17 protein-coding genes are annotated in these 22,143 nt (G+C 42.3%); 5 read left to right on the top strand and 12 right to left on the bottom strand.

Annotated elements, in window-relative coordinates:
* Window positions 1–15: 15 nt before the first annotated feature.
* Window positions 16–1,284, bottom strand: a complete 1,269-nt coding sequence (locus tag QM830_RS09095) for a competence/damage-inducible protein A (protein ID WP_414326606.1) — start codon at window positions 1,282–1,284, stop codon at window positions 16–18.
* Between the two features lie 375 nt (window positions 1,285–1,659).
* On the opposite strand from QM830_RS09095, the gene QM830_RS09090 reads away from it, so the two are divergent.
* The gene (locus QM830_RS09090) at window positions 1,660–2,697 is read left to right on the top strand and encodes a S66 family peptidase (RefSeq protein ID WP_414326604.1); all 1,038 of its coding nucleotides are present in this window, start codon (window positions 1,660–1,662) and stop codon (window positions 2,695–2,697) included.
* A gap of 54 nt (window positions 2,698–2,751) precedes the next feature.
* On the opposite strand, the gene QM830_RS09085 is transcribed toward QM830_RS09090, so the two are convergent.
* Genes QM830_RS09085 through mutL form a run of 4 tightly spaced genes read right to left on the bottom strand, consistent with a single transcriptional unit; the run spans window position 2,752 to window position 6,443 of the window.
* Window positions 2,752–3,315, bottom strand: coding sequence for a DNA-3-methyladenine glycosylase I (locus QM830_RS09085; protein WP_414326602.1), 564 nt, complete (start codon window positions 3,313–3,315; stop codon window positions 2,752–2,754).
* Between the two features lies 1 nt (window position 3,316).
* Window positions 3,317–3,886, bottom strand: coding sequence for a hypothetical protein (locus QM830_RS09080; RefSeq protein ID WP_414326600.1), 570 nt, complete (start codon window positions 3,884–3,886; stop codon window positions 3,317–3,319).
* On the bottom strand, window positions 3,886–4,479 hold the full coding sequence (gene ruvA, locus QM830_RS09075; RefSeq protein ID WP_414326598.1) for a Holliday junction branch migration protein RuvA: 594 nt from the start codon (window positions 4,477–4,479) through the stop codon (window positions 3,886–3,888). Before ruvA ends, QM830_RS09080 begins: the two co-directional genes overlap by 1 nt.
* Window positions 4,480–4,499: 20 nt before the next feature.
* Complete coding sequence (gene mutL, locus QM830_RS09070; protein ID WP_414326596.1) at window positions 4,500–6,443, bottom strand: DNA mismatch repair endonuclease MutL; 1,944 nt, start codon at window positions 6,441–6,443, stop codon at window positions 4,500–4,502.
* A 244-nt stretch (window positions 6,444–6,687) separates the two neighbouring features.
* Here mutL and QM830_RS09065 point away from each other — a divergent pair, with 244 nt between their 5' ends.
* Both QM830_RS09065 and QM830_RS09060 read left to right on the top strand, forming a co-directional pair.
* Window positions 6,688–7,125, top strand: coding sequence for a LytTR family DNA-binding domain-containing protein (locus tag QM830_RS09065; RefSeq protein WP_414326594.1), 438 nt, complete (start codon window positions 6,688–6,690; stop codon window positions 7,123–7,125).
* Window positions 7,122–7,580 carry a DUF3021 domain-containing protein gene (locus QM830_RS09060; RefSeq protein ID WP_414326592.1) on the top strand — a complete coding sequence of 153 codons (459 nt, stop codon included), beginning with the start codon at window positions 7,122–7,124 and terminating at the stop codon, window positions 7,578–7,580. Before QM830_RS09065 ends, QM830_RS09060 begins: the two co-directional genes overlap by 4 nt.
* Before the next feature lie 36 nt (window positions 7,581–7,616).
* Here the strand turns inward: QM830_RS09060 and mutS are convergent, their stop codons facing one another.
* Window positions 7,617–10,166 (bottom strand): DNA mismatch repair protein MutS, encoded by a 2,550-nt coding sequence (mutS, locus tag QM830_RS09055; RefSeq protein ID WP_414326590.1) that lies wholly within the window; start codon window positions 10,164–10,166, stop codon window positions 7,617–7,619.
* A gap of 125 nt (window positions 10,167–10,291) precedes the next feature.
* Complete coding sequence (gene argR, locus QM830_RS09050; RefSeq protein ID WP_009731876.1) at window positions 10,292–10,732, bottom strand: arginine repressor; 441 nt, start codon at window positions 10,730–10,732, stop codon at window positions 10,292–10,294.
* Window positions 10,733–10,836: 104 nt separating this feature from the next.
* Here argR and argS point away from each other — a divergent pair, with 104 nt between their 5' ends.
* Together argS and QM830_RS09040 are read left to right on the top strand one after the other, a co-directional pair.
* Window positions 10,837–12,525 (top strand): arginine--tRNA ligase, encoded by a 1,689-nt coding sequence (gene argS / locus QM830_RS09045; protein ID WP_414326588.1) that lies wholly within the window; start codon window positions 10,837–10,839, stop codon window positions 12,523–12,525.
* Window positions 12,526–12,684: 159 nt separating this feature from the next.
* Window positions 12,685–12,930 (top strand): MarR family transcriptional regulator, encoded by a 246-nt coding sequence (locus QM830_RS09040; RefSeq protein ID WP_414326586.1) that lies wholly within the window; start codon window positions 12,685–12,687, stop codon window positions 12,928–12,930.
* A 193-nt stretch (window positions 12,931–13,123) separates the two neighbouring features.
* On the opposite strand, the gene nrdI is transcribed toward QM830_RS09040, so the two are convergent.
* From nrdI to malQ, 5 genes are all read right to left on the bottom strand, one after another.
* Complete coding sequence (gene nrdI, locus QM830_RS09035; RefSeq protein ID WP_414326585.1) at window positions 13,124–13,579, bottom strand: class Ib ribonucleoside-diphosphate reductase assembly flavoprotein NrdI; 456 nt, start codon at window positions 13,577–13,579, stop codon at window positions 13,124–13,126.
* A 61-nt stretch (window positions 13,580–13,640) separates the two neighbouring features.
* On the bottom strand, window positions 13,641–14,156 hold the full coding sequence (locus QM830_RS09030) for a hypothetical protein (protein ID WP_414326583.1): 516 nt from the start codon (window positions 14,154–14,156) through the stop codon (window positions 13,641–13,643).
* Between the two features lie 427 nt (window positions 14,157–14,583).
* Entirely contained in the window at window positions 14,584–17,394 is a 2,811-nt protein-coding gene (locus QM830_RS09025; RefSeq protein WP_414326582.1) for a GbpC/Spa domain-containing protein, read from the bottom strand.
* Between the two features lie 701 nt (window positions 17,395–18,095).
* On the bottom strand, window positions 18,096–20,354 hold the full coding sequence (glgP, locus tag QM830_RS09020) for a glycogen/starch/alpha-glucan family phosphorylase (protein WP_070589838.1): 2,259 nt from the start codon (window positions 20,352–20,354) through the stop codon (window positions 18,096–18,098).
* Window positions 20,355–20,399: 45 nt separating this feature from the next.
* Window positions 20,400–21,929: a 4-alpha-glucanotransferase gene (gene malQ, locus QM830_RS09015; protein ID WP_049474154.1), complete on the bottom strand. Its 1,530-nt coding sequence runs from the start codon at window positions 21,927–21,929 to the stop codon at window positions 20,400–20,402.
* Window positions 21,930–22,143: the final 214 nt, after the last annotated feature.

Raw genomic sequence — 22,143 nt, 5'->3', positions numbered from 1 at the left:
TTGGCACAAACTTCATTATACCAAATTTTCACTATTTAATACAGCCAAGCGCACCAAATTAAAGGCATGCAGAACTGCAATTTCGCGGACATCAGCTCGGCTACGTCCGGCGATATTGACTTGGACACTATCCACTCCATTTGGAGTTGCAAGTCCGATAAAGACTGTCCCTGCTGGATGCCCTTCCAGACTATCTGGCCCCGCAACTCCGGTCAGGCTAACACCATAATCGGATCCTGTTAACTTACGGGCCTGTGAAGCCATTGCTTGAGCTGTAAAATGAGACACTACTCCATGTTGCTCCAACTCTTGAGCTGGAATAGACAACATCTTGCTTTTTTCTTCTAGGCTATAGGTGACAAAACCGCCTGCGAAGATGCTGGAAGCACCCGAAAAATCTGCCAGAGTCGCTTGGAAGAGTCCAGCTGTAAGGCTTTCTGCAGCTGTAATGGTCTTACCAGTCTGTTTCAAAAGATCAAAGGCAACCTTGGCCATCGAATTGTCATCTCCATAACCGTAAAACAACTCTTGCAAGGGTTGATGATCCAGGGTGTGGCGTGATAAGATTTCCTTTTCTAAGACATCGAGCTTAGCATCCGCTTCTGCCTGATCTTTCGCCTTTGTAGACAGACGCAAGGTCACTTCTCCTGTCTTGGCATACGGAGCAACCGTCGGATCACTCTGCTCTTCAATGATATCGGCTAAAATCGTAACCAGCTGGCTTTCCCCAATCCCAAAGAAGCGCAAAACTCTTGAAAAGAGCTGCTCCCCTGTTGTCAAATGAGGCACCAATTGTTCATTAACCATGGGCTTTAACTCACTTGGAGGACCAGGTAGAACGACGTAGGTCACACCATCAACCGTGATCAAACCTCCAACCGCGAGACCTGTACGGTTTTGAAGAGGGATTGATCCGGCGATCATTTGTGCTTGTCGCTCATTATTGAGCGTCCGGACATAATCAGGGCGACTAGCAAAGAAGGTGTCAAGCTTGGCAAGCGCTGTCGGATCAAAAACCAGTTCTTTCCCTAAAAACTTATCAAGAGTTTGCTTGGTCAAATCATCCTCTGTTGGACCAAGTCCACCGCATAAAATCACCAAATCGCTGCGCTTTGAAGCTGTCTCAATGGTCGAGAAGAGACGACCTTCATTGTCTCCTACCGCCACATGATAATAAACATCAATCCCTAAACTAGCTAATTTTTCAGACAAGAATTGAGCATTGGTGTTCACAATTTGTCCTGTTAAAATTTCGGTTCCCACTGCAATAATTTCCGCCTTCATGGTGCCTCCCACTTATACTATTCGTAATTTTCATTTCATTTTAACACAATTTCCTAAATTATTTAAAAAACAGATTGAAGATAAAGTCCATTTTGGACAACTTTCTTCAATCTTTTTCTTTTAGAGTATAAAGTAAAAACTCTTAGAAATATCATTACATCAGCGTTCCTATGAGTTTTAACTATGTGGCAATCAACTTCTGAAGGGCTATTTTCTATTGTTGATAGAGCTTATCTATATTCTGAAGCAACCATATCGAGTGGTTGCTTTTTTACTACTTTCTTGATCTAAAAGCCTTCTTCTGACTCTAATTCTTATTGTTTTCCCTCATCTTTTGTGATACAATAGCTTCAATTTTTTCTAGGAGGATAGTATATGACTTCTACTATTGGTATTATAAGTTTATCTAGTGGGACTATGGGTGAAGACTTTGTCAAGCACGAAGTGGACCTGGGTATTCAACGTCTCAAGGACCTCGGACTCAATCCTATCTTTTTACCTCATTCGCTAAAAGGCTTAGATTTTATCAAAGAACATCCTGAAGCTCGTGCAGAGGATTTGATGCAGGCCTTTTCGGATGATAGCATCGACATGATCCTATGCGCCATTGGTGGAAACGATACCTATCGCTTGCTACCTTATCTTTTTGAAAATGACCAACTCCAAAAGGTTATCAAACCAAAGATTTTTCTCGGTTTCTCGGATACGACCATGAACCACCTTATGTTGCACAAACTAGGAATCAAGACTTTTTACGGGCAATCATTTCTAGCAGACATTTGTGAGTTAGACAAAGAAATGTTGCCCTATAGCCTCCACTACTTCAAAGAATTGATTGAGACGGGAAGAATCTCAGAAATTCGACCTAGTGACGTTTGGTATGAGGAACGGACTGATTTTAGTCCCAAAGCCTTGGGAACACCTCGTGTCAGCCATGCAAATACAGGTTTTGACTTGTTACAAGGCAATGCTCAGTTTGAGGGAGAAATCCTCGGTGGTTGTCTTGAGTCTCTCTATGATATTTTTGACAACTCTCTACACGCAGATAGCACAGACCTCTGCCAAAAATACAAACTTTTCCCTGACTTATCCGACTGGGAAGGAAAGATTCTATTGCTAGAAACAAGCGAAGAACAGCCTGAACCTGATGATTTCAAAAAAATGTTGCAGGCTTTAAAAGAAACTGGGATATTTGAAGTCATCAGTGGACTCTTGGTCGGAAAACCTATGGATGAAACCTTCTATGACGACTATAAAGAGGCACTATTGGATATCATTGACAGCAATATCCCAATTGTCTATAATCTAAACGTTGGCCATGCTACACCAAGAGCAATTGTTCCCTTTGGAGTACACGCGTATGTAGACGCAACGGAGCAAGTCATTCGCTTTGACTATAACAAAGAAAGCTGAGATGAATTTCTCAGCTTTTTCTATATTCTCAAATACTTTCGCTATCTGTACTCACTACTTACCGCTTTTCCATTCACAATCATTCTCATGGTCATCAACCAAACCTGCAGCCTGTAGAAAAGACAATACAGCAACTGGCCCAGTGAACTTAAAGCCTCGTTTTTTGAGATCTTTGGATAATTTCTCAGATAGAGCTGTTTTGGCAGGTTCCTGGCTGTAGTCAGGCACATCATTGACGATGGTTTGTCCATCCACAAAAGACCAAAGATAAGCATCAAAAGTTCCGAATTCTGCCTGCACTTGTAGAAAGGCCTGGGCGTTGGCACGTGTCGCAAAAATCTTGGCACGATTGCGGATGATGGCTGGATTGTCTAACAAAGCTTCCAGTTCTTCATCCGTCATGTCTGCAACACCTTGAAGGTGATAGCCATGAAAAACCTCACGGAAAGCCTGCCGTTTATTGAGCACCGTCTCCCAAGACAGGCCAGCCTGATAGGTCTCTAAGCAAAGCAACTCAAAGAGCGCCTGGTCATCGTGGAGAGGTTGGCCCCACTCTTCATCATGGTAAGCTACATATAGCGGGTTGTTCATTTTAACCCAGCTACAACGTTTTGGCATCTTATTCTCCTATCTTTGAAACATAATCAGGCAAGGGAACAGTAGACTTGTCCAATAGATTAATCCAACGATTAATATCTGGTGGTAGAGGGTTAAATTTTTCATCTGTTTGATACCTTGCTTGACCATCTGTTTCTATACCAGTTAATGTTTCAATCTGTTCTCGAAGTTGGTCTACAGTTATCCAATCAGTCCAACCTTCAAAAAAGCTTTCGGGAGCCAATGTTATTCCATACCATTCTTGAAACCATTCAATGTAGTCTGCACTTAACAGATAGAGTTTTTCGAAAGAACAAGATTCATCATTCACCTTTATACTATCTACTATATTGTCGTTATCCACTATGGCAATACTCACACCACAAAATTCACAAGGAATTGAGCCAACTTGACCATAGCGAGATCCATTATGCAAAAATAATTCTGTCTGACTCTGTTGACAATTTTTACAAAACAAAGGAAAAACTTTACAGTGTATCCGTATCGTCTTAATCTTCCCATTCTTAAACATTATCTTTATATGGTTGTTACTGCTTCTTGCTTCAACTAGTTTAATTCGAGCAATGCTCATTATTTCACCAACATCTTAAGGGCAGACTTGATATAGTTCTCTGCTGTATCCGAAGTTCCTTCAAAGAATTTCTTGATCTTCTTGAGTTCCGTTGCCTTGTAGCCCAATGCCAACATAGCTTCCATGGCTTCCTCAAGGGCTTGGTTTTCTTCTGCAACTTTGGCTTTGGACTGAGCCGGTGCATCTTCTAGATCAAGATTGATCTTACCTTCTAGATCCAAGACCATCTGCTGGGCTGTTTTCTTGCCGATCTTCGGAAACTTGGTCAAGTAGGTGATGTTCTTGCTTTCGATGGCTTGGACAAGGCCTGCATTGTCATCCGCAGCAATGATAGCTAGAGCTGACACTGGTCCAATTCCAGAGACCGAGATCAAGTTCAAAAAGAGCTTTTTCTCTTCTTCTGTCGCAAAGCCATAGAGAAGGTGAGCATCTTCACGGACCACCTGGTGCAGATAGACTTGCACCTCTTGATTCACTTTGCCAGAGTAGGCATATGGATTAGCTACATGTAAGAGATAGCCGATCCCAGCTGTTTCTACTACGATATATTTGGCGGTGATTTTCGTTAAGATTCCTTTAATGTATTCGTACATAATCTTCCTTTATTCTTTATTTAATATTTACCCAATTCCCTTAGGCTAGTGTGATTTTCCTGAATGCGTCGGAACATCTTTTCCATATCTGACTTGGTGAAGTTAACCAAAACTGGACGGCCATGAGGGCAGTTATAAGGGTTGTCACATTGGGACAGTTGATAGATCAGGTCGCGTGCAGAGTAATCGTCCAGCGTGTGGTTGGCCTTGATGGAGCGTTTGCAGGACATCATGATAGCCAACTCAGCCCGGTATTTCTTGATGGACACTTCCTTGGTCAAGAGGAGCATGTCACACATCTCATAGATACCCGACTCGATCTCTTCTTCCTTCATCCAAATCGGATGCTCCCGCAAGATCAACTGGTTGGCTCCGTACTCTTCTAGATAGACGCCCACTTCCTCTAGGAGGTGTTTGCGCTGTTGCAGGCGGATCAGATCATCTGCAGGGAACTCAAAGATATAAGGCACCAGCAGTTGTTGCTGGCTACCGTCCACATCCCCGATGCTCTCCCGGTATTCTTCGTATTTGACCCGCTCTTGGGCCGCGTGCTGGTCAATGATGTAAAGTCCCCCATTTCCTTGAGCAAAGAGATAGGTCCCATGCATCTGTCCAAAATATTCCAACTCTGGGAAGGTCGATGCTTCCTCTCCCTCCAGCTTGTCATAGACCTTGTCTAGACTAGCCAGATCCAACTCTGGGTGATCCAGTTCATCGTATACCGTAGCCTTTCTTTCCGCAAACTTGATCGCGCTTGTCGGTTTTTCTACTGGATTTTCTTGGCTTATCGAATCAGCAGTAGCTTCATCTGTCAGAGGAAGTTGAGGATCTGCCACCTCTGGTCGAAGTTTGAAATCTTGACTTTCGCGGTCATAATAAAGGCGGTTTTCTTTTAAAGGCAAAGTCGTCTGAACCGGCTTTTCTGCTCGACGAATGGTCGACTTGGCTAGATTTTCTAGAGCATCCGGAATTAGGTCCTGCTCTTTCAGAGCATTCGCAATGGCTTGGGAAATCAAGGCCATCAGTTCTCGTTCTTTGGAGATACGAACCTCTTGCTTGGTCGGATGAACATTGACATCCGCTAAGTAAGGGTCGATCTGGATATGAATGATCGCAAGTGGGAAGCGACCCACCATGAGTTTACTACCGTAGCCGTCTAAAATAGCCCGATTGAGCAAGAAATTCTTGATGTAGCGGCCGTTGATAAAGAGACTGATGTAGTTGCGATTGGCACGAGTCAATTCAGGCAAAGACACAAAGCCCGTCACTTCAAAATCCAGGTCGTGATTTTCAATGGCCACCATCTTCTTGGCAGAAGCTAGACCATAGACGCCCGCAATCGCTTGCCGGAGATTACCAGTACCTGCCGTTTTGGTCATTTCTTTTCCGTCATTGATTAAGGTGAAAGCAATCTCTGGATGGGCCAAGCTCAAGCGATTGAGAATATCCACGATATGGGATAGCTCTGCCTGCTGGCTCTTTAAATACTTGAGACGAGCAGGGGTATTAAAAAAGAGATCTTCTACTGTGATCTTGGTCCCGACAGGACTTGTCGCTGGCTCCAATTCCTCAATTTCACCACCCTTTGCGACCAATTTGGTCCCGTGGGCAGCTCCTTCTTGCGCCGTTAGAAGGGTTAGAATACTAACAGAAGCAATGGAAGGCATGGCCTCGCCACGAAAACCAAGCGTTCGAATGCGAAAAAGATCCGCTTGATTCTTGATCTTACTGGTCGCATGTCGACGAAGGGCCAAAGCGACCTCATCATGCGCAATTCCTTCCCCATTGTCTGTGATCCGAATCGACTTCAATCCTGCTTCTTCGATTTCAACGACGATCTGGCTAGCTCCAGCATCGATCGAGTTTTCAACCAATTCCTTGACCACACTAGCAGGTCGTTCAATTACTTCACCTGCCGCAATCTGGTTGGCTAGGACTTCTGGCAATTCAATAATCTGTGACATAGCTGCTCCTTTACCTTTTTTCACCGATACATGTAGCTCTATTATACCACAGATCCACAGGACTCCCTTTCTTAAAAATGGAGGCTGGCCCCATCTTCTTCCCTAAAAACCGCATAGGCAAAGAAAATGACCACATAAACAAATCCCCTTGTCTTCCCTTTGGAAAAAGTGTTTAATAGTAGTGTAAAGAAGGAGCCGGGCTAGCAGGCCAACCTACTTTACCTAAGAAGGGAGATAAAATTTTATGAAAGTTGAAGTACACATTGATTCCCATTTCCAAGAAGAAGCGGTGACCATTACATCACCTACACTTTCTGCGCGTGTAGAACAAGTCCGTGATTTTGTGGAAATGTTAGACCAGAAGGAACGTTTGCGAGCGAAAAAAGAGGGAGAAACCTATCTTGTAGAGGCCCGCTTGTTCCATCGGTTCTATATTGAAAATCGGCAAGTAGTTGGTGAAACAAAGGATGATCATTTTATCCTTACAGGTCCTCTCTACCAAGTCTCTGAAGACTTGCCCAGCTACTTTTTAAAAATTTCCCAATCTGAAATTATCAACACCAAAGAAATCGATCATCTGCATTTTACCACTAGCGGATCGGTTCAAATCTATCTTAAAAACGGGAGTTTAGCATACTCCTCTCGTCGGTATTTAAAAGCTATTAAGGAGAAATTATCATGATGAAACACCATTTTACAAACGCTCTAAAAGGGATCTTGATCGGTCTCATCCTCTCCATCCTCTTTTCATTCTTGAACGCCCCTTCCACCTATATGCCCCTCAGTCCTAGCTCAGCTGTTGGCCAGTGGATGCAAAAACATGAAGTACACGGCTCTATTGTTATGCTCTATTGTGTCCTAATCTGGGCCGGAATCGGACTCCTCTTCAGCTTGGGGAATGTCCTTTTCAACAAAGATTGGAGTTTACTGCGCGCAACCGTCAGCCACTATCTTTTGATGCTCTTTGGTTTCCTACCACTAGCAACTTTGGGGGGCTGGTTCCCAATGCAAATCAGTTTTTATCTCTCCGTCATTCTTGAGTTCAGCTTCGTCTATCTCATTATCTGGCTTGTTTCTTACTACCTCAATAAAAAGAAAGTAGACGAGATCAACCGTCAATTACAAGGGAAAGTCTGAGGAATATAAAAAAACAGTTCAAAATGAACTGTTTTTTTATATTCTCTTTTTCAATTCGGCGACTGCCATCATGACTTCCATCGGAGTCATATTGTAGAGATCCAGATTCTTCAATTCTGTGATCACTGTATTTTCTGTCACTTCCTCAAAGAGGGACATTTGTTCAGCAACCTGTGAAGGTACTTCTTTTTGAGGAGTTTCATCCACAAGCGGTACTTGCTGGGCTTGTCCTTCGAGCTTGGTCAAAATCGCATCCGCCCGCTCCAGCAATCCTTCTGGCAAACCAGCGATCTTGGCCACGTGAATCCCATAGGACTTATCCGCTGGGCCAGGTTCAATCTTGTGCAAGAAGGTAACCTGACCATCTCGCTCCAAGGTCGCGACATGGACATTTTCCAAACGGGACAAGGTCTCTGAGAGAGCCGTCAACTCATGGTAATGGGTCGCAAACAAGGTTTTGGCTCCGGTCCGATCATGGATATATTCGATGATGGACTGGGCGAGGGCCATCCCATCATAGGTCGCCGTTCCCCGTCCCAATTCATCAAATAAAATCAAAGACTGGGGCGTTGCCTTGCGAATGGCCTGATTAGCCTCCATCATTTCTACCATAAAAGTAGACTGGCCCGATACCAGGTCATCGGCAGCACCGATCCGGGTATAAATGGCGTCAAAGATTGGTAACTCAGCCTTTTGCGCTGGGACATAGGAGCCGATTTGGGCAAGAATTACGATAATCGCCAATTGGCGCATATAGGTAGACTTCCCGCTCATATTTGGCCCTGTAATCAGCTGAATATCCTGTTCTTCATCCATAAAGATGCTATTCGGAATATAGGACTGGGCCCCCATGACTTTCTCAACAACCGGATGACGGCCTTTGTCGATCGCTATCCGTCTCTCTTCATGGAAGAGGGGACGAATCAATTGTTGCGATTCGGCAACACTGGCTAGACTTTGTAAAACATCAACCGTCGCAATTGCCTGAGCCAACTGTTGCAGACGCTGAATATACTTACCAACTTCTTCACGAATCCGCATAAAAATCGTATATTCCAGATTAGCAGACTTCTCACGCGCCTCTAGCATATCGCCTTCGATGCGTGCCAATTCTTCCGTACCAAAACGTTCTGAATTTTTCAAGGTCGCCTTGCGGAAAAAATGAGTAGGAACGTGGTTCAATTGAGAATTGGTGACATGGAAATAGTAGCCATCCTTCTTGTTGTAATCAATTTTCAGACCGGTAATGCCACTAGCTTCGCGTTCCTTGGCTTCAATCTCAGCAATCCAACCAGTACCATCCCGAAGAACGACACGATACTGGTCCAATTGCTCGTCAAAACCTGTACGGATGATATTTCCCTCTGTAATAACAGCAGACGCTTCTGGAGCAATCGCGGAAGTAATCAAGCGGTGCAACTCAGGTAGCTCATCCAAGCGTGCAATCAAGACATCTAATACTGGATCACCAATCCCCAGTAGAATCGACTTGATCGTCGGCACATGCCCCAGAGTATCTCCTAGCTGCAAGAGATCCTTAGGATTGATCTTACCAAAGGAAACCCGACTCGCTAAGCGTTCAATGTCATAGACCCCTTTGAGGCTGTCGGTCAAATCGCTCCGTTCAAAGAAATGATCCATAAAGACCTGAATGATGTCCTGGCGCTCTTGAATCCGTTTCAAATCGACTAAGGGTTTCTGAATCCAGGACCGCAACAAACGACCTCCCATGGCCGTCTTAGTTTCATCCAAATACCAATACAAGCTACCATGTTTCTTCCCAGTCCGAGCATTCTCTGTCAAATCCAGACTGGCCTTGGTCGCAAAGTCCATCTGCAAGAAATCGCAAATCTCATAATGATGGGCTTTTTTGAGATGGCTCAATTCCCGCATTTGCGTCTGGTGGACATACTGGAGAAGTTTCCCAGCCGTTTTCTTTTCTAGCTCACTCAGATGATCCCCTAAGAGTTGGACATCGTCAAGCGCCGTCTCAACATGTGACAGCAAGAGATTCATCTGGCTCACAAAAACACGCTCTTCCTGTTCTGGCAACTCATAACCCAGGACCACCTCACGCGCACGTAAATTGCGGATTTCTCCACAAACCATAGTGAAGTCATTAAGGGTGGTCACCTGAAACTCACCTGTCACCAGATCCATATAGGCTAGTCCATAATCATTTCCTGAGCGATCCAAGGCAACCAAGAAGTTATTCTCACTATCCGGTTTTGTCGAATCCACCACTGTACCAGGGGTAATCACCTGTACCACTTCCCGCTTAACGACCCCCTTGGCTTCTTTGGGATCTTCCATTTGTTCTGCAATCGCAACCTTATAGCCCTGTTCAATGAGGACATCGATATACTGCTGGGCCGAATGGTAGGGAACACCCGCCATAGGAATCGGATTCTCTGCATTTTTATTCCGTGAGGTCAAGGAAATCTCTAAAATTTGAGCTGCATTCACTGCATCTTCATAAAATAATTCGTAAAAATCACCCATTCGAAACAGCAAAAAAGCATCTGGATAGTCTTTTTTGATATCTAGATACTGCTGCATTCCAGGAGATATTTTTTCTACTGCCATACTTTCTTTTAATCCTTACTGTGCATCATGTTCCGAAACAAGCGCCATAGATGAAAACAGGAGTAGATAGTTGCCTATCTTCCTCCTATGACATCTAAGAATCGGTTTACTTTCAATGGGCTTGATTATTGCATCATCCCTAAAATTTCATTTTGAATTTCAATGGCTGCATCTTGGTCTCGACAGACAATCAAGAGAGTGTTAGCCCCTGCTACTGTCCCTAAAATACGCTCATCTGACATCTCATCCACACCATTGGCCAAGAGGGCTGCTTCTCCAAGCTCTGTCCGTAACACCAAGGTGAATTCCGCTCGCGAGACAGATTTGGCATGGGTAGACAACATAATATAAATCTCTGCTACTTCTGGCTCGTTTGGTAAAATATAATACAATTGATCTTTTCGCTTCACCTTGACCAGACCTAGATCCCGCAAATCACGTGAGAGGGTCGTTTGCGTTACTGCAATTCCTTTTGCTTCTAAACGATCCTGAATCTCTTTTTGCGTGGACAGTTTTTCATTTCGAATCATCTGTTGAATCAAAAGGTGTCGTTCTGTCTTTTTCATTGGACCTCCACTTTTGAATAAATATACTTTAAATTATACCAAAAAAATTGAAAATTCGCTCAGAATTGTGTTAAAATAATAGTTAAAAGGACTAAGGAGCTAATATGAACAATAAAGAACTCATTGCTAGTGAATTGGCCAAAGTGATTGACTCTCTTGACCAAGATGCTATTTTAAATTTGCTTGAACAACCAAAATCATCTGATCTTGGTGACATTGCTTTTCCAGCTTTCTCACTTGCAAAAGTGGAACGCAAGGCTCCTCAAGCAATCGCTGCAGACATTGCTGAAAAAATCGACCAAAGCGCCTTCGAAAAAGTTGTTGCAACTGGACCTTATGTAAACTTTTTCTTGGACAAATCTAAGATCTCTGATCAAGTGATCAAATCTGTTATCGAAGCAGGTGCAGACTACGGTCAGCAAGACGAAGGACATGGAGGAAATATTACCATCGACCTTTCTAGTCCAAATATTGCAAAACCATTCTCGGTTGGTCACTTGCGCTCAACCGTTATCGGGGATGCTCTTTCAAACATCTTCCGCAAAATGGGTTACAACACCATTAAAATCAACCACTTGGGAGACTGGGGCAAACAATTTGGTCTCTTGATGGTCGCTTATAAAAAATGGGGTAGCAAGGAAGCTGTCGAAGCCAATCCAATCGATGAATTGCTAAAACTTTACGTTCGTATCAATGCCGAAATTGAAAACGATCCTAAGCTTGATGAAGAAGGACGTCTCTGGTTCAAGAAATTGGAAGATGGAGATCCAGAAGCGACTGAATTGTGGCAATGGTTCCGTGACGAAAGCTTGGTGGAATTCAACCGTATCTATAAACTCCTTGGTGTTGAGTTTGATAGCTTAAACGGGGAAGCTTTCTACAATGACAAGATGGATGAAGCTGTCCAAATCCTTGAAGAAAAAGGCTTGTTGAAAGAATCTAAAGGAGCTAGCATCGTTGAGTTGGATGATGTCAACCTTCCACCAGCTATGATCAAAAAATCAGACGGCGCTACTCTTTATATCACTCGTGATATCGCAACCGCTATCTACCGTGCTCGGACTTACAACTTTGTGAAAAACATCTATGCTGTCGGTCAAGAACAATCCAACCACTTCCGTCAGTTGAAAGCTGTTTTGAAGAAAATGGGATTTGAGTGGAGCGACGATATGATCCACGTTGACTTTGGTTTGGTCACAAAGAACCGCCAAAAATTGTCAACTCGTAAAGGAAATATCATCCTACTCGAACCAACTCTTCAAGAAGCTATCTCTCGTGCCAAAGCTCAGATCGAAGAGAAGAACCCTGAACTAGAAAACAAGGAAGAAGTGGCACATGCAGTCGGTGTTGGTGCCGTTAAGTTCTATGACTTGAAGACTGACCGTCGCAACGGGTATGACTTTGACCTTGAAGCCATGGTATCCTTCGAAGGGGAAACTGGACCTTACGTTCAATACGCTTACGCTCGTATCCAATCCATCCTTCGCAAAGCTAACTTCACTCCATCAACAGATGCAACTTACAGCTTGAGCGACCCAGAAAGCTGGGAAATCATCAAACTTCTCCAAGACTTCTCTCGTGTCGTGAAACGTGCTGCTGAAAACTATGATCCATCCTTGATTGCTAAATATGCCATCAACTTGGCTCAAGCCTTCAACAAGTACTATGCACACACTCGTATCTTGGATGAAAGTCCAGAACGCGATAGCCGCCTTGCTCTTAGCTACTCAACAGCAGTTGTTTTGAAAGAAGCTCTTCGCTTACTTGGTGTCGATGCACCTGAGAAAATGTAATTTCTTATCTAGTTATTGATAAGTAGAACATCTCTTATGGGAGTGAGAAAAAACTAAATGCGTTTGAATTTAGTTCTTTCTCACTCCTTTTCTCATGTCCATGCTCGGATTTTCGAAGAGACAACATTTCACACATCAATTTTTATCTGGGAGAACCCTATGAATCAAACCGTTTATATTCTGATCCTCATCAGTTTAGTGATCCTCTTTTTGTTTAACAAGTACGAAAGAGAAAAACTCCAACGACTCTTACAAGAACAACTTTTGAAAGACCAAGCTTTCAAAGATAGCATCAAGGAAAAAATCCAAGAGACCGCCAACATCAACGATGTCATCCATGCCATCAATAAGGACTATCGATTAGGTCTTTTACTTGCTAAAGAAGTTATAGAGAAATTAAAATAAACCGTAAAAAAGAGAGTGGGACAGAAATCGGTAATTCGTTAGAATTCGATTTCGTCGTCCCACCTCCGCACAGTAAGTAGGGCTGTAAAAGCTGATAAAATCAGTGTAGTAGAGCCCACTCAACCACTGCGTCTTGCTCGATAATCCAAAAACAATTAAGAGGCTAGGACTTTTGTCCCAGCCTCTCTTTATTTTACAGATGATACAACTCTTCTACAATGGCAGCTACTTTTTTAATATCTCCCAACATGCCTCGCATCTCAAAGTCTGCTAGCATGGGAAAACCAAAACGTTGGCTGTATTGCTTAGCGGTTAAACAATATTGATTGTTAAAATTCCGATTGCCTGATCCAACAACTCCTAAGCACTTGCTGGCATTGTCTCCATAAGCAATAAAATCTGCGACATCTGTCGTCAAAATTTCCACATCGCCATTGTCAACACCATTTCCACCCTCCAAATAGGTAGGCAAAAAAGTGATAAAAGGATTGGTCATTTCAAAGAAGGGCTGGCCCTCTTTGACTAGGTCTTTCACATGAACTTTCTCAATTTCAAGTCCGGGATGGGCTTCCAGCAAATAGTCACTTAAGCGGTGGACAAAACTTTCTGTATTCCCACTCAGACTAATATAAACAAAGGATACTTTCATCTTTTTTCTCCAATCAAGAAGCTCTCTTATCCTCTAAGAGAGCTCCATTCAAACTTATCTATTATGCCCTAGCTTGAGCTTTTCTCAAACGCAAGGCTTTATACAAAACAATTCCAAAGAAGAGGATGGCTATAGCCGTCAAGAGTAACAAAGCAAGGGATGAAGATGCTAGATATCGTTGACGAAGGGATGGATTTGAAAAAGTAGCTAATAGTGAGCGCCCTGCAAAATAATTATAACAAGAGAAGACTTGACTTAACACAATCTGTCCCATATACGTATAATGGGCTGTTAACAGATCCTGCTTCATAAAGAGGAAATAGAAAGTTGCAAGTAAGGCAATCAAAATCAGTGAAACAAATAAAAAAGCTAGTGGAGACTGATTGACTTGTACTGATTTTTCATAATAAACTATGTAATCTGCCTTGTCTTGAGCTGTCGTTAAAGCAAGTTGGTTTGCAAAATCGTCTGTCAATTCGAAATTCTTTGAAGCTCCAAAGGTAGCGACAGCTGATGTTAGGGTTCCCACTGTGGAGAAAAATAACAGGATATACAAATAGATAGGTTTCTTTTTCATACAAACTCCTTTTCATTTCTTACACACTATTATATCGCGATACAGATAGAAAGGCAAGCACCTCAAAAGCATGGAAGTACTTGCCTGATCGCTGATATGTTCAAATGAAATTCATTTGGAAAAGTAATGTGTGCAAAAGATGAAAAAGACATCGCAACTGTATGATTGGAATGATTAGAGATCTAACGGAGTCCTATAAACTTTCATTCGAACAGGACTAGTATAGCTGATTTTTCTCTATTTCAGTAGATTATTTCTATTCTGCTTCATTTGGACACTATTTGGTCTTTAAAAGCCATTTCCGTTCCTTATCCAAAAACTATTCAGTCCTTTTTCTCAACTATTTGGTCATCACTCCATCAAAAAAGTCAGAAGGACTTGCCTTCTGACTTTCTTTATTTAGATGAATGAACGAAAGAAATAAGAATTAATCCTCTTTTTTCTTGCGAGCAAGACCCAATCCAAGCAATCCAACCATCGCACCTGCAAGAACAGCTGCAGCTGAGCTTTCTGTACCTGTATTTGGAAGCGCAGGTGTTTGTCGTTGCGCAGGTTCTACAGGCTGTTCCGGAACTTCAGGAGTTGGTTTTGTTGGAACCTCTGGAGTTGGAGGAACGATTGGTGTTGGTGGGTTGTATGGAGTTGGTGGAGTTGGAGGAACTAGTGTTGGTGGGGTTGGAATGTCTGTTTCCGTTACCACTTTATTCTTATGCCATTTCACTTCAGCTTCCAGTTTCACCGGTTTCGTATTTGGAACGACTTCAGGAGTCGGCGGGGTTGGTTGGGTTGGTGGAGTTGGAGCCTTTGGTTCCTTCACATCGACCGTAATGACAGTGTAGGTTGGTTTGGTTGGTGCTGTAGGAGCTGTTGGCGGAGTTGGTTCCGTCGGAATTGCTGGTAGTTTTTCAATTGTAATCGTTGGTGGAGTTGGAGCCTCTGGTTCTTCAGGTGCTGTTGGCTCTTTCGGTTCTTTACCTGGCTCTTTCGGAAGACCTACATTTGAGTTGATGGCAAACCAGTAAACCGTTGGCTGACCAGCCGCATTGGCCCCATTAGCTGTAAAGACCAAGTGACCATCAGACATCTTCAAGCCTGCTCCACCGTAATAGAGATATTTAGAAGATGGATTATCCCAACCTTCAAGAGTTGAAGATGTTTCCCCGTTAAAGACGGAACCATGTTCAATATATTGGTTATCCTTGAAAGAAGTTACTTCCTTAGTAGCCGCATCATAAGAAACACTTGAGTTTGGAATTGGAATAAATTTATTGTTTCCAACATTTACAGACTCTTGGTGGTCTACTGTTTCGAATTTCTTCTTAGGTGTGAACGTAATTTGACCAGTCGTTGCATCTACTTTGTATGATCCGAGAACGTCATCCTTACCTTCAAAGGTAAATTCTTCCGTTCCAATGGAATGAACACTTCCTGAACCTGAAGCATTCACAGTTAAGGCATCTGTTACTTCTTCCTTCTCAGGAGTTGTACCTGGTGCCCATTTACCGGCTTCAACTTCTACATAACCATAGGTCTGTTTCACAATTTTAAGAGGATTGTCCGCTGAAATGGAAACAGTGGCATCACCAAAGTTTGCTCTTCCTGTTTTAACCTTCACTTCATTGTTTTCAATGCTCATTGACGAACCATCTGCATAGGGATCCCAAGTTCCACGAACAGTCTTACCATCTTTATCTTTGGCTTCTACTGTAAGGGCACGAGGTTTATCTCCACTATCTACATAGGAAGCACCTGTCCAGTGGTTGAGTGAGTTCAAAGCGACAATGGCATTGCGTTTCGTCAAATCAAATTTATTGCCATCACCATCATAGAATTCAACATCGACAGCAACCTTAACAGGTTTGTCTTGGTCTGTTGAAGCACCCACTGTCATGGTTACTGTTGGATCTGCATTGACTGCTGCAATCCCTTTGCCATCATTTGATGGAAGACTTAAAATCTCATAACGGTAAATCACACGTTTGATTGGATGCATATCCGTATCTTCACGCATGCTGGACTGATTCAAGTTATCATAGGTAACAACAAATTTGTCGCCTTCCTTTACTTGAATGTATTCAGTCTCATTATTCGCCCAAGGACTGGTTGCTACAATATCTGCAGCTTCCAATTTATTGGAATCATATTGTTGCACATTGCTGGTATTCAAACGAGCTTGGGCGTCACGGGTCAGATAAGTGCTAATGCCGTCAATGGTGTGCGTTGCTCCACCTTCACGTTGGAAGGTCAAATCTTGGACAGTTGACACATTTTTAAGGTCAGCATACGCATTGTCTGTCATATATTTGTCGTATGCTTGTTTCGCGTCCGTATATTGTTTTTTAGCAATTTCGTATTCAGCTAATTCCTTTTGATAAGCAATATAGTCATTTTCATACTGTGCTTTTTTAACATTGTATATGTTAAGATCAGAGTCGTATTTTTTCTTGGCAGCATCTTCTTCTGCTTTCTTAGCAACTAACTTACCATAAGCTTCTTTATCTTTATCGTATTGAGCTTTCTTAGCTTGATATTCTTGTAAATCTTTGTCATATTGCGCTTTAGCTGTATTGTAAACAGCCATTTCCGCATCATACTTAGCTTTAGCTTCTGCATTCGCTTGATCTGCTGCTGCTTTTTCTGCTACTTTGGTATCGTAGGCTGCTTTTGTAGTATTGTACTCTTCTAAAGCTTTATCATAAGCTGCCTTTTCCTGATTGTACTTTGCTGTTTTCTTTTGGTAATCTGCTTCCGCATCCGCATTTCTCTTTTCAATCAATGTGATTTCTTGAGATTTTGCTTCATAATCGGCTTTGGCCTTTTTGTAGTTTTCAACGACTGTGTTGATTTCAGCTGTTTGAGCTTTATTATCTGCTTCTGCTGCTGCGATAGAGGGTTGAACTTTTTCAGCTTCTTCTGTAACGGTCACACCTTCTGTAGCTGCATCAGCTTTTGCTTTTTCAAGTTCTGGTGATTCTACATAAGTCGTCGTAACTGTTTTATTTCCTTCTGTCACAGTTGTAGATGTCAACTTAGAACTTGTTGCAACAGCTGCATCGCTTGTTGCTGTATCCGTAGTAATCGCTTCAGTTGCAGGCGCAGTTGCCTCATCTGCCTTCACTTCTGCTCCGTAGGTATTCACAGTAGCCAATCCAGCGATGGCCAATGAAACGACACCGACTGATAACTTACGAATTGAAAATTTTTCCTGCTTCGAAACATGTTCACGATAGCTTTTCATTTTCAAAACTCTCCTTTTTTGTTTAAAAAAATCTCACTGTAGAGGCAAAAAATTGCTACCTCCAGCTGATTTAATTGTATCACAATCAACTCTTTTTAAATATTTGTCCATTTTCATTTTTTATTTTACTTTAAATATATAACAACTTGAAATCCCAAACTTTCGAGCTCTTTTTCATTTTATGCTTATAAATATATGCAAATACCTATAAAAAACTCTCTATTTTCAAGGATATTCACATTCCATTTTCATTCACAAAATTTTACCAACTCTTCTTTCAAGGGGAAGTAAATTTTTATACTAATAAATTAGATTTGAGGTTTGAAATAAAAAATTATGTAATTTTTTCCCTTGTACGGCTACGAAATTCAAAAAAACAATACTTTTTTAGGAAGCGATTCAAGTAGGCCCCCCTTTGCTCTAGCCTCTTTTAAACCATACAGGGGCCAGTATTGCTTATATTTTGTCTACCATTCAACCAACAGTTCCACCTCTACCATTTTTTAATGGATTATTCTCTCTCTGATTAACTTATATCCAAATCAAGATCTCCTACAAGAGAGATCTGCTATATCTTGGAAGACTTAGCTACTTCGCTCTTTAGAAACAAGTTCTAAACTCCCTTTATCTTTTACACTTTCTTTCTAAGTTCTCAATTAAAAAAACCAAGGTCTCAAGGACCTTGGTCTAAGATATAGCGATTAGTTCAAGTGCCAGATATCTTCGTTGTACTGAGCGATCGTACGGTCAGATGAGAAGAATCCTGCTTTCGCAATGTTAACGATGACTTGATCCAACCATGCATCACGGTCTTCGTAGTCAGCCAACATGCGTTCTTTGGTGACAATGTAGTCTTCCAAGTCAAGAAGAGTCATGAACCAGTCTTTGTTGATCAATTCCTTGTGAAGACGAGTCAAGCGTTCCTTGTTACCAACTGCAAGAACGGCATCGCTGATAATGAAGTCTACCAATGGTTTGATAGCTTCACGTTCATAGAAGTCCGCTGATTTGTATGCTGATTTCTCATATAGATCGATTACAGTTTCTGAATCTTCACCGAAGATGTAGATGTTGTCACGTCCAACCAATTCAGCGATTTCCACGTTTGCTCCATCCATAGTACCAAGTGTCAACGCACCATTCAACATGAATTTCATGTTACCAGTACCTGAAGCTTCTTTCGAAGCAAGAGAGATTTGCTCAGAAATATCGCTAGCTGGGATCAAGTAGCTTGCAGCAGTTACGTTGTAGTTTTCAACCATCACCACTTGCAAGTGTGGAGCTACTGCTGGATCGTTTGCAATCACTTCAGACAAGCAAAGGATCAAGTGGATGATATCTTGTGCAATGGTGTAGGCAGGAGCTGCTTTACCACCAAAGAGAACAGTGATTGGGCGAGCAGGGATATTTCCAGCTTTGATGTCCAAGTATTTGTGGATCACATACAAAGCGTTCATTTGTTGACGTTTGTATTCGTGGAGACGTTTGATTTGGGTATCAAAGATAGAGTTAGGATTGATTTCCACACCTTGATGGTCTTTCAAGAAACGAGCCAATTTACGTTTGTTGTGAGACTTGATGTTTTCCAATTTTGCTTTGACTGCATCTTTATCTTCATAAGAAAGAAGGTCTTCCAATTTAGATGCGTCATGGTGCCAGTCACGTCCGAGGATATCATCCAAGTAGTGTGACAAGGTTGGGTTGGCATGCATGAGCCAACGACGGAATGTGATACCGTTTGTTTTGTTGTTGAATTTTTCAGGGTAAATGTCGTAGAAGGCTTTCAACTCAGAATTCTTCAAGATTTCTGTGTGAAGTGCTGCTACCCCGTTTACGCTAAATCCATAGTGGATATCCATGTGCGCCATGTGTACGCGATCATTCTCATCGATGATTTGAACAGCTGGATCTTTGTATTCAGCGCGAACACGGCGGTCCAATTCTTCAATGATTGGAACCAAGTGAGGAACCACTTCTTGCAAGAATTCAAGTGGCCATTTTTCAAGGGCTTCTGCAAGGATTGTGTGGTTAGTGTAAGCCGTCATGCTACGAACGATAGAGATGGCTTCATCCATTCCAATACCACGTTCTGTCAAAAGACGGATCAATTCAGGGATGACCATTGATGGGTGAGTATCGTTGATTTGGACAACAGCATAGTCAGCAAGGTCATGCAAGTTGCTTCCTTTTTCGATGGCTTCGTCGATGATCAATTGTGCACCGTTTGATACCATGAAGTATTGTTGGAAGATACGGAGCAATTCCCCTTGACGGTTACTATCATCTGGGTACAAGAAGAGGGTCAAGTTGCGAGCGATATCTGTCTTGTCAAAGTTAATACCATCTTCAATAATAGATGAATCAACTGAATCCAAGTCGAACAAACGCAAACGGTTCTTGGTATCAATCTTGTAACCAGGGACATCGATATCATAAAGGGTAGAAGTCAATGTGAAGTGTGCAAATGGCACTTGGTAGCTACGGCTTGAACGAACGAGCCAGCTTTGGTCAGTCAACCATGCGTTTGGAATCGTTTCTTGTTGGTTGTTTTTAAGGACTTGTTGGAACAAACCAAAGTGGTAGTTCAAACCAACCCCATCCCCTGTCAAACCAAGGCTTGAGATAGAGTCGATAAAGCAGGCTGCCAAACGTCCCAAACCACCGTTACCAAGTGATGGTTCCAATTCCACTTCTTCGACTTCGATCAAGTCTTTACCAGCATCTGACAATTCTTTTTTAACATCGTCGTAAAGACCCAAGTTGATCAAGTTATTAGACAAGAGTTTACCGATCAAGAACTCAGCTGAGATGTAGTATACTTTTTTCTTACCAGTATTTAATTTCTTTTGAGCACTTGCTTGCTTGGTGTAATTCAGCAAAGCAATGTACAATTCTTCATTTGAACATTCTGCAATTGTTTTTTGATGATGATCAATCACATATTTTTGTAATGATTCCATGTTTTAAAGTCTCCTTTGTTTCAACAATTTTAATAGGGGGAAAGATTATTTTTCTGCTTTCTTTACTTCTTTTTTCAAGTCTTTGTTTTCACGACGATAGATCGTTGTGAAATCAAGCAATTCTTGCTCGACCGCTGGAGTCAATTGATCCGCTGTCATGCGCCATGACCAGTTACCACCGAGAGTAGATGGGAAGTTCATCCGAGCTGAGCCATCTAACTCAAGCAAGTCTTGCATCGTAGCAATCGCCATGAAGCTGACGGAAGCAAAGACGGTGCGAAGCATAGCATGCGGTACAGATTCGTACTCTTTCCGGTTGGTATAACGAGCAAGATACTCACGAGTTGGATCGTCGATTTCATTGCGGTACCATCCAAGAACTGTGTTGTTATCATGTGTTCCAGTGTACATCACAGAGTTGTTTGGTGCCAAGTGAGGGCTATCGATACTTTCATCGTCAGGATTGAAGGCAAATTGAAGAATCTTCATTCCTGGGAAGCCAGTGCGTTCACGAAGTTCGATGACTTCGTCTGTCATGAAGCCAAGGTCCTCAGCGATGATGTTCAAATCACCGAGTTCTTCCTTCACGGCTGCAAAGAGTTTGTAGCCAGGACCTTTGACCCATTTACCTGGTGCTGCAGTTTCAGAACCAGCAGGGATTTCCCAGTATGATTCGAAACCACGGAAGTGGTCGATCCGAACGATGTCATAGATCTTGAAGCTTTCACGCAAGCGTTCAATCCACCATTGGTAGCCATCTTTGTCCATTGCTTCCCAGTCATAGATTGGGTTCCCCCAAAGTTGACCAGTTGCTGAGAACTCATCTGGCGGGCATCCTGCAATGCAAGTTGCTTTTCCGTTTTCATCTGTTTTGAAGAGATGAGGATTAGCCCACATGTCACTTGAATCTTCCGCTACATAGATTGGCATATCTCCCACAATTTCAATGTGGTGGTCGTTGGCATAAGCTTTCAAGGCCAACCATTGTTGGAAGAAGAAGAATTGAGTTACACGATGGTAAGTCAATTTATCAGCCAATTCTTCACGGTATTTAGCCAAAGCTTTTGGCTCACGCGCACGAATAGCTGCATCTGGCCACTCTGTCCAAGCTTTCAAATCAAAGTGTTCTTTAATAGCCATGTATTCTGCGAAGAGCTCCAACCAAGAAGCATTGGCTTCACAAAATTCTTGGAATTCTTTTTGATCACTTGATTTTAAGAAATTCGCAACTGCTTTTTCAAGCAAGGGACGACGTTGTTCGAAAACCTTTGCATAATCCACTTGAGTAGGATCTTGACCAAAGTCCACTCCTTTAAGGTCTGCTTCTGTCAACAAACCTTGCTCGATCAAAAGATCGAAATCAATAAAATGAGTGTTCCCAGCAAAAGCTGAGAAAGATTGGTATGGAGAATCTCCATAACTAGTTGTACCAAGCGGCAAGATTTGCCAGTAACGTTGCTTGGTCCGAACGAGGAAATCAACAAAATCATATGCTGATTGACCGAATGATCCGATTCCGTATTGTCCAGGAAGGGAAGAAATGTGCATCAAAACACCACTTTGACGTTTTTTCATGGGTTACCACCTCTTTTTATTTCTTTGAAGCCTGCGATTCGGTGCACGGTATGGGTATCGTTGCAGAGTCGTATCCAGCTCTCAAGCGGCTCTACTCTTTGTTAAAATCGAACAGGCGCAACTCAGTTTACGCAATTTTTGCGAAAACGTTTGCGTACCATGTCATTATAAACTTTTTCCATATTTTCTGCAAGGGGTTTCTTAAAAAACTTTA

It is taken from the genome of Streptococcus sp. OMI750 (assembly GCF_047463895.1).
GTDB lineage: Bacteria > Bacillota > Bacilli > Lactobacillales > Streptococcaceae > Streptococcus.
Note: the sequence above shows the minus strand (reverse complement) of the source record. Positions and strands in the feature narration are given on the sequence as shown.